5 protein-coding genes are annotated in these 8,876 nt (G+C 66.5%); all 5 read right to left on the bottom strand.

Annotated features, from left to right (window positions below):
• Positions 1-44: 44 nt before the first annotated feature.
• Genes NP534_RS23685 through glgA form a run of 5 tightly spaced genes read right to left on the bottom strand, consistent with a single transcriptional unit; the run spans position 45 to position 8,461 of the window.
• Positions 45-293: a DUF2934 domain-containing protein gene (locus NP534_RS23685; RefSeq protein ID WP_274100306.1), complete on the bottom strand. Its 249-nt coding sequence runs from the start codon at positions 291-293 to the stop codon at positions 45-47.
• Positions 294-307: 14 nt separating this feature from the next.
• Positions 308-3,082: a malto-oligosyltrehalose synthase gene (locus NP534_RS23680; RefSeq protein ID WP_274100305.1), complete on the bottom strand. Its 2,775-nt coding sequence runs from the start codon at positions 3,080-3,082 to the stop codon at positions 308-310.
• Positions 3,079-5,148, bottom strand: coding sequence for a 4-alpha-glucanotransferase (malQ, locus tag NP534_RS23675; protein WP_274100304.1), 2,070 nt, complete (start codon positions 5,146-5,148; stop codon positions 3,079-3,081). Before malQ ends, NP534_RS23680 begins: the two co-directional genes overlap by 4 nt.
• Complete coding sequence (gene treZ, locus NP534_RS23670; RefSeq protein ID WP_186663864.1) at positions 5,145-6,887, bottom strand: malto-oligosyltrehalose trehalohydrolase; 1,743 nt, start codon at positions 6,885-6,887, stop codon at positions 5,145-5,147. The genes malQ and treZ overlap by 4 nt, the downstream gene beginning before the upstream one ends.
• 14 nt (positions 6,888-6,901) lie before the next feature.
• Entirely contained in the window at positions 6,902-8,461 is a 1,560-nt protein-coding gene (glgA, locus tag NP534_RS23665) for a glycogen synthase GlgA (RefSeq protein WP_274100303.1), read from the bottom strand.
• Positions 8,462-8,876: the final 415 nt, after the last annotated feature.

Here is an 8,876-nt window from a genome sequence, read left to right as displayed (position 1 = left end):
CGGTGCGGCGATCCGACTTGCCCCGCGAAGAGGCCGGTACAGGTTTAACCAGCAGCCGGCTTCTTCACCGTGCGAGGCTTCTTCACCGCTGCAGGTTTCTGAACCGGCTCTGCTACTACCTTTGTCTTGGCTGGCGCTTTCTTGCGTGGCGCTGCCTTGGGCGCAAGTGCTTCAGCCTCGGCGAGCTTGCGCGCCATCTCCCAATGGCGTTCCTCCTCACCGACCGGCTTACCTTCCGACTCCCAGATCTGGTAGGCAAATTCACGAATACGTTTTTCATCGACACTCATCATGACGCTCCTGATGCTCAAGATTGTTGTATCAACACATTGACTGGAAATTCCGACAGTACGGCGCTCAACGGCAGCTCCTTTGAAAGGCTGACCGCAGCACTGGGGAAAAGTCCCGTCGAGTTGGCAGGCGACAAGGCAAACGGCAGTATCAGCCGGGTGTCGTCCCAGTTATGGGCCGGGATCAACGGTGTAGGGGCGCTACCGAGCAGGCCGCTGGCCAGGCGCGGCGCAATCACGATGGCGCGCTGGTCGTCACCCAGGCGGGCGAAGGCCAGCACCTTGTCGGCATGCCGGCCCTGCACGGTCAGCGGCAGGTAGGCGCCACGGCGGAACAGCTCGGCATGCGCCTGGCGGCAGTCCAGCACCCGCGCCACCAGGGCTTGCTTGATGCGGCCGTCGCGCCAGTGGGCAAGTAGCTCGGCGACCGGCGTGGCGTCGTCCAGGGTGCGGCGCCTGCTGGCGTAGTCGACCGGGCGGCGGTTGTCCGGGTCGACCAGGCTGAAGTCCCAGTATTCATTGCCCTGGTACAGGTCAGGCACGCCGGGCACGGTCATGCGCAACAGCGCCTGGACCAGGCCGTTGAGCGCGCCTGGGCAGGCGATGAGCTGGGCGGCATCGGCCAGCGACTTGCGCAACTGCTGGTTTTCGCCATCGAGCAGCAGGCCATCGATGTAGCGTGCGCAGGCGGCCTCGTAGGCGTCGTTCGGGGCGCTCCAGCTGCTGCGCAACTTGGCTTCGCGCAGGGCCTTCTGCTGCCATTGCCGCAGGCGCTCGGCGTACTGGCGCAGTGCGCCGTCATCGTGTGGTTCAAGGCTCAGCGGCCAACTGCCCAGCAGCGTCTGCAGCAGCATCAGCTCATCGCCGGGGCTGGGTGCCAGGCCATCGTCCAGTTGCGCCCGCAGGGGCGCCGCCAGCTCGCGCCAATGCTCCACCCGGCTGGCCAGCCACGGCCCGCGTTCGCTGAGCACGGCCAGGCGGGCGCGGGTGTCTTCACCGCGTTTATGGTCGTGGGTAGCGGTGGCCAGCAGGCTGTCGGGGAAGTCGCGCAGGCGCCGCTGGGCCTCGTTGTGGAAATACGCAGGGCCCGCGCTGAAGCGCTCGGCCTCGAAGCCCACGTCGTTACGCGACAGCAGCCGCGCACTGCGGTAGAAGGCGGTGTCTTCCACTGCCTTGGCGGCGCTGGGTGCGGTCAGTTGCTGGAACCGTACGCAGGCATGGCGCAGGTGCTTGCGCGGCCGGCCCGGTGGTAGGCCGCGCCAGGGCTGGCCGCCCAGCCATCGTTCGAGCTGTTCGAGCAGTGGCCAGTCCGCCTCGCCAAGGTCCTGGCGGGCAGCGGCCAAGGCCTGCTGGAAGAACGCTTCGTCCTCGGCTGGGCGGCCGCAGGCGTTGAAGTAGGTGCGGTACACCGGGTAATGCGCGACCAGCGCCTGCAAGGCCCGGCGGATGGCGCCAAGGGTCAGGTCACGGGTCATCAGGTCGTCGCGGGCCACCTGCAGCAACGCCTGCGCCACCGATTCGCAGTCACCGGCCAGGCTGGCGTTAAGCACCAGGTGGCGGGCCAGGCGCACCTCCTCGGCGAAGTCCGGGCGTTCGCTGACGTTGGCCCAGAGCTCGGTCAACGGCGCTTCGCCCGCCGGGTCGTGTTGCAGCAGCGAAACCTGGTTCATGAACTCGTAGCCGGTGGTGCCGTCGGTGAGCCAGTCGCGGTGCAGGTGTTCATTGGCCCCGAGAATCTTCTCCACGTAGATCGGGAAGTGCTCCAGCGCTGCATGCATGGGCCGCCGGGCCAGCAGGCCATCGACCCTTCGGCGCAGTTTGCGGCAATAGCCGCGCGGGTCGGCCAGGCCGTCGATATGGTCGATGCGCAGGCCGTCCACCAGGCCGCGTTCGATCAGTTCGAACAGCTTGGCGTGGGTGGCTTCGAACACCACGGCGCGCTCGACCCGCAGGCCGCCCAGCTCGTTGATGTCGAAGAAGCGCCGCCAGTTGATGTCGTCGGCGGCGGTGCGCCAGCTGGCCAGGCGGTAGGTCTGGCGTTCGAGCAGCAGGTGCAGGCGCTTGAAACCGGCCTCGCTGCGGCTATCGAAAGCGAGCAGGGCCGTGTCGAGGTCGGCGCCGTCTTTTACCAGGCGCGCCAGTTCAGCCTGCAAGGGCAGGGCAGCGGCCAGCGGTTGGGCGCTGTCGTGCAGGGCAGTGAAATGCGCGGCCAACGCCTGCAAGGCAGGTTCGGGGCTTTGCGCGAGGATCCAGCCGTAGTCGATCGGGCAGATGGGGAACCGGTGTTCGTAGTGGGCAATCTGCAGCACACCGTGGTGCTTGTCGAAGGTCAGCGGCATATCGCCTTGCTTCAAGGCCGCGCCGTAATCGCTGCCCAGGAAGGGCAGCAGCAACTGGCCGGCCAGCAGCGGGTCGCTGGAGTGCCACTGGATATCGAAGAACGCCGCATACGGGCTGCGCCGGCCCCAGGCCAGCAGGCTTTGCCACCACGGGTTATCGGCGCCGCCCACGGCCATGTGGTTGGACACCGTGTCGAGGATCAGCCCCATGCCGTGCTGGCGCAGTGCGGCCACCAGGCGCTCCAGTGCAGCCTCACCGCCCAGCTCCGGGTTGACCTGGGTCGGGTCGACCACGTCGTAACCGTGGCGGGAGCCGGCGCGGGCCTTGAGAATCGGCGAGGCATACAGGTGGCTGATGCCTAACTGGGCAAAATACGGCACCAGCGGCACGGCGTGATCAAGGGTGAAGTCGCTGTGAAATTGCAGGCGCAGGGTCGCGGTCAAGGGCTTCATCGGTCACGCTCCCAGGCTTGTTCACGGGCCTGGGCCAGCAGCTCCAGGCGCCGTGCGGCGTCTTCGTCGTCGAGCAGTTCGTGCACCGGCAGGGCGAAGCGCCGGCGCCAATTGGGGTGCCCTTCGGTGGTGCCGGGCAGGTTGGGTTGTTCGTCGCAGCCCAGCAGGTCTTCAAGTGGCACCAGCACCAGCGGGGCGCGGGTATGGCCGACGTAGCGCAGAGCGGCGTCGATCACCGCGTCGTTGTCGGGCAAGGGGCCGTAGTTGGCCTCCAGGGTGCGGCGCAGGCCGTCGTGTTCTTGCTGGCGCTCCTGGCGCCAATGGAGTTCGGTGGCGGCGTCGATCAACTGCAGGCGATGGCTCCAGTCGATGTCGCGGTTCTGCAGCCAGCCGGCCAGCGGGGCCAGGTCGTGGGTGCCGGTGGTGGCCAGGGCGCTGTCCGGCCAGTCGAGAATGGGCCTGAAGTGGCCGGGTTGGGTCTGCTCGAAGGGCAGCACACGCATGCCCAGCACGGCCTTGTCGGCCAAGTGTTCGCGCAGGCCTTCGGGCACGGTGCCGAGGTCTTCGCCGAGGATGATCGCCTGGTGGCGCACCGACTCCAGCGCCAGCAGGCGCAGCAGGTCTTCGAGGGGGTAGTTCAGGTATGCGCCCTCGCTGGGCTTGGCGCCCCGGGGGATCAGCCACAGCCGACGCAGGCCCATGACGTGGTCGATGCGCAGGCCACCGGCATGGGCCATGTTGGCCCGTAGCATCTCGATAAAGGCGCGGTAGCCATTGCGCTTGAGGCCTTCGGGGGAGAACGCGCAAATGCCCCAGTCCTGCCCTGAGCGGTTGAGAATGTCGGGCGGCGCGCCGACCTTGAGGTTGGCCAGCAACTCGTCCTGGCGGCTCCAGGCCTGGCTGCCGGCACCGTCGGCGCCTACCGCCAGGTCGGCGATCAGGCCGACGGCCATGCCATTGCCACGGGCGGCCTCCTGGGCTCGTTGCAGGCTGCGTTCGGTCAGCCATTGGCAGAAGGCGTGGAACTCGACCTTGGCCGGGTAGGCATTGGCGAAGGCTTCGACCTCGGCGTGGTAGGGGTCGTGCCAGGCACTGGGCCACTTGCGCCAGTCGGCGCCCAGGCCATGCTCCACCGCTTGTGCCTGCAGCACCTCGAAGCGGCAGTGGTGCTCCAGGGCTTGGCCGGCGGCTTCGCGGTAGCTGTCGAAGTCCTTGCGCAGCGGGTGATCGCCCTGGCTGAAGTCCTGGTACAGCGCTTCGAGCAGGCGCAGGCGGGCACTGGCAGCGCGGGGCCAGTCGACCAGCGGGCGTTGCTCCAGGTCTTCGAGCTGCTGCTCCAGCCCGCAGGCTTCGATGGCCATGCGCACGGCGCGCTCGCCAAACAGCGCGGCCGGGCTGGCATAAAGGCTGTTGAGCAGCAGGCGGCTGGAGGGCGAGTAGGGGCTGTAGTGCTGCTGGTCGATGGACGACAGGGCGTGGATCGGGCTGATGGCCAAGGCGTCGGCACCGCGCTCGGCGGCCGTCCGCGCCAGTTGCTCCAGCGCCAGGCAGTCGCCGTAGCCGCCATCGCCACTGCGGCGCAGGCTGTACAGCTGCACGGCCAGGCCCCAGCAGCGCGGCGGCGGTTGCGACACGCTGTCTTCAAGGCTGTAGCAGCGCGACGGCGCCACGGCCACGGTGAAGGTGCGGCCGTCGATTTCCAGGGTGTGGTAGCCCAAGGGCAGTTCGCCGGGCAGGCCAGCCTGGCTGTCCAGGGCCAGGCTGCGCTGGCTGTGGTCTTCCAAGGTGCAACGCACCGCGCTGCCTGCGCTGAAGTAGCGGTGCAGGGGCAGCGGTTGGCCCAGCTCGACGGTCAGCAAGGGCGGCAGGTGCTCGCTGTCCTCGGCGGCCTCCACAGCGCGCAGGCTGGCCTGGATGGCGGTCTCGTCGGCGGCGGGGTGGCCCAAACCTTCGAGGACGTTGCGCAGTACGGCGTCACTGACTTGCTGCGACCGGGCGTTGGCATCGATCCAGTCACGGCTGAGCCCGACGCGGGCCGCCAGACGGTGCAGGGCGGTTTCGCTCATGGGCGCTCCTGGCCAGGGGGAATCAGGCTGACCACGCAGCTGTACGCGGCCAGATGGGTATCGGGGTGGCGGTTGTCACTGCTGTCGAACAGCCGTGTTGCGGCAGGGGGTAGTTCAACGGCTTGGGGGCTGGCGGCCAGGTTCAAGTCGATGCGCAAGGTGTTGCCATCGCCCAGCCGCCAGCGTGCGCTGAGCGCTTTGTCGCCGTGCACGTCGGCGCCCAGCGCACGGCTGCCAGGCAGGTGCGGGATGACATGGCGACGGCGCAGGTCGAGCAACTGCTGATAGAGGCCGTGCCAGCCGGCAATGACCTCGTTGTGTTGCGGGCGTGATGACTCGAATGTCTGCTCGGCGTTGGGGTCGGGAATGCGCTCACGCTGCGCGGGGTCGGCAAATGCGGTGAAGTGGGCGAATTCGCCGCGTCGGCCTTCGCGCACGGCATCGGCCAGTTCATCGTGGAAGTCGGTGAAGAACAGGAACGGGCGACAACTGCCGTCATCGTCGCCCATGAACAGCAGTGGGATCATTGGCGCCAGCAGCAGCAGGCCCGTGGCCGCACGCAGGGCTGGCGGCGGGCACAGGCGGGTCAGGCGTTCACCCAGGGCGCGGTTGCCGATCTGGTCGTGGTTCTGCAAGAACAGCACGAACGCGCTCGGCGCCAGGTGCCCGCTGGGTTCACCGCGCGGCTCGCCATGGCGGTTGGCCTGGCCTTGGAACACGAAGCCTTCCGACAGGCAGCGGGCCAACTGGTCGATGGGGCGCTGTTTGTAGTCGGCGTAATAGCCTTCGGTTTCGCCGGTCAGCAGCACGTGCAGGGCGTTGTGGCCGTCGTCATTCCACTGCGCGTCGAAACCTTGCTCCAGCAAAAAGGCCTGGTTGTGCTCGTTCTCCAGCACCAGCCACACATGCCGGCCAGGCTCCACCGCAGCGCGTACCCGTTGCGCCAGCTCGACGAGAAAGTCCGGCTGGTCGATGGCGTGCACCGCATCCAGGCGCAGGCCATCGCAGCGGTAGTCGCACAGCCACATCAGGGCGTTCTGGATGAAGAACTCGCGCACCTCGGCACGGCGGAAGTCGATGGCCGCGCCCCACGGCGTCTGCTGGTCTTCGCGGAAAAACGGGCTGGCGTACTGGTGCAGGTAGTTGCCGTCTGGGCCGAAGTGGTTGTAGACCACGTCCACCAGCACCATCAACCCTTCGCCATGGGCCTTGTCGACCAGCGCGCACAACTGCTGCGGGCTGCCATAGGTATTCTGCGGCGCGAACGGCAGCACGCCGTCGTACCCCCAGTTGCGTTCACCCGGAAACTGCCCAAGCGGCATCAATTCGACAGCACTGATGCCGATGTCGGCCAGGCGTGGCAGTTGCCGGGCAACCCCGGCATAGCCGCCCAGCACACCGACGTGCAATTCCTGAATGACCGCTTCGTGCCACGGGCGGCCCTGCCAGGGGTGTTGCCAGTCATAGCTGGCCACATCCACCAGTTCGCTCGGCCCCTGCACGCCCTCGGGCTGGTAGCGCGACGCGGGGTCCGCTACCTGCAATTTGCCGTCGATTCGATAGTGATAGCGATCGCCGGCCTGGCACGGGGCTGTGCCGGTGTACCAGCCATCATTGTCGGGCAGCAGCTCGACCGGCGGCTGCTGCTCGATTTCCACGCTCACGCTGCGCGCATCCGGCGCCCAGAGGGCGAAGCGCGCCGACGTGGCGTCCAACAACTGTGCGCCATGCCTGTGCATCTTCGATTCTCCGCTCAGTTGTGGCTGAACTGTGCCTGCTTGACCAAGTCCTCATAGAGGCGAGCGTAGGGTTCCACCGCCTGGCACCAGTTGAACGGCTGGGTCATCGACAGGCAGCGCATGGCGTTGAGCAGGTCTTTCTTGCCGTACACATAGAAGGCGCGGCTCAGCGCTTCGCGGTAGCTCTCGACGGTCGATTCGTTGAACAGGAAACCCGTCACCCCACACTCGATGGTATCGGCCAGGCCGCCGGTGTTGCGCGCCACCGGCAGTGAACCGAAGCGCTGCGCGTACATCTGGCTCAGGCCGCACGGTTCATAGCGCGACGGCATCAGCAGGAAGTCGCTGCCGGCGAACATGCGCCGCGCGTCGGTCTCGTTGAAACCGATGCGCACGCCGATACGGCCCGGGTGGCGCAGCGCCAGTTCGCGCATGGCCTGTTCTTCTTCCGGCTCGCCACGGCCGATGATCGCGATCTGCCCGCCTTGCTCGACGATGTAGTCGGCCACGCCCAGGGTCAGGTCGAGGCCTTTCTGGTAGACCAGGCGCGAGACCACGGCAAACAGCGGGCCCTCGGAGGGTTCGAGCTCGAACAGCTGGCGCACGGCTTCGGCGTTGCGCGCCTTGCCGTCCCAGTCATTGATGCTGAAGTTGTGTTGCAGGTGCTTGTCGGTGGCCGAATCCCAGCTTTCGTCGATGCCGTTGGGGATGCCGCCCAGCAGGCCTTGCTGGGCCTTGGCCGCAAGGAAACCGTCCAAACCGCAGCCAAACTCGGGGGTGGTGATTTCCCGGGCATAGGTAGCGCTGACCGTGGTGATGTGGCTGGAGTAGGCCAGGCCGGCCTTGAGGAACGACAGCTTGCCGTAGAACTCCATACCTTCCTGCTGCATGGCATGCTCGGGGATTGCCAGCTCCGGGCTGCAGCCACGGCTGTAGACGCCCTGGTAGGCCAGGTTGTGGATGGTGAACAGGGTCGGCGTGTTCAGCCCGCGCCAGTGCATGTAGGCCGGGGCCAGGCCTGCAGGCCAGTCGTGGGCGTGCACCACTTCGGGCTTCCAGTGGATCATGCCTTCGCCGGCGGCAATCTCGGCGGCAGCCAGGCCCAGGCGGGCGAAGCGGATATGGTTGTCGGGCCAGTCGCGGCCATTGTTGGCACCATAGGGAGTGCCGTCGCGCTCGTACAGCTCGGGGCAGATCAACACATAGATCACCAGGCCATCGGCCAGGTCCATACGGCCGATCTTGCACGGCGGCAGTGCGGCGTGGCCGCCCAGTTCGCCGACGACGTGAATCGGGTTGTCGCTCTCCATCACCTGGCGGTAGCCGGGGATCAGCACGCGTACATCGTGCAGGTGCGCCAAGGCGCGGGGCAGGGCGGCGGAGACGTCGCCCAGGCCGCCGGTCTTGATCAGGTCGGCGATTTCCGAGGTGACGAACAGGATCTTGCGTTTGTTCGGGTTGTGCTGGCGCTGTGCGCCGGGTGCCTTGCCTGTCGTGGCGAATTCCGGGGTAAGCGGCTCGCGGTTGTCCGGTTTGAATGAATCTACGTGAGGCTCGACAGCGGCACTGATCATACTTCTCTCCGTCCCTATGCTTGGCCGGGTGCTGGCACCCGCGGCGTTATCTCGTGTTGGTTCTCTCTGGTTCAAATCCGTGTAGTGCTATCCATGCCCCTGAGTCGTGCGCGCAGGCACAGCGCGATCAGCATTCCGGCCGAAGGCGATTGGACTGAATGGGGTTGGTGGGCCGAAGCGGGGGAGGTCCCTTTGCATTTGGCCTACTTAGTTCCTGACCCACCGCCGTTTGTGAAAGTTCGACTTTTTTACGTCACTCTTCCTATGAGCAAATGGCGGGCCGAAAGCTGAGTGTAGGAGAGAAGAAGTAAAAAAGGTGACCCACTGGTCACTTTCGTTATGGCCGGTTTAGACGCAAACGTTGGCGTCTGTGACCAGATGTGAACGGGGTGCTCGAGGGTAGGGCACAGGGTTT

This window comes from Pseudomonas sp. 39004 (genome assembly GCF_028682155.1).
Taxonomy (GTDB): domain Bacteria; phylum Pseudomonadota; class Gammaproteobacteria; order Pseudomonadales; family Pseudomonadaceae; genus Aquipseudomonas; species Aquipseudomonas capeferrum.
Note: the sequence above shows the minus strand (reverse complement) of the source record. Positions and strands in the feature narration are given on the sequence as shown.

Excerpts from the sequence above, each read along its gene's own strand:
- treZ (WP_186663864.1), bottom strand. The coding sequence starts at position 6,887 with ATGCACAGGCATGGCGCACAGTTGTTGGACGCCACGTCGGCGCGCTTC.
- NP534_RS23685 (WP_274100306.1), bottom strand. The coding sequence starts at position 293 with ATGATGAGTGTCGATGAAAAACGTATTCGTGAATTTGCCTACCAGATC.
- NP534_RS23680 (WP_274100305.1), bottom strand. The coding sequence starts at position 3,082 with ATGAAGCCCTTGACCGCGACCCTGCGCCTGCAATTTCACAGCGACTTC.
- malQ (WP_274100304.1), bottom strand. The coding sequence starts at position 5,148 with ATGAGCGAAACCGCCCTGCACCGTCTGGCGGCCCGCGTCGGGCTCAGC.
- glgA (WP_274100303.1), bottom strand. The coding sequence starts at position 8,461 with ATGATCAGTGCCGCTGTCGAGCCTCACGTAGATTCATTCAAACCGGAC.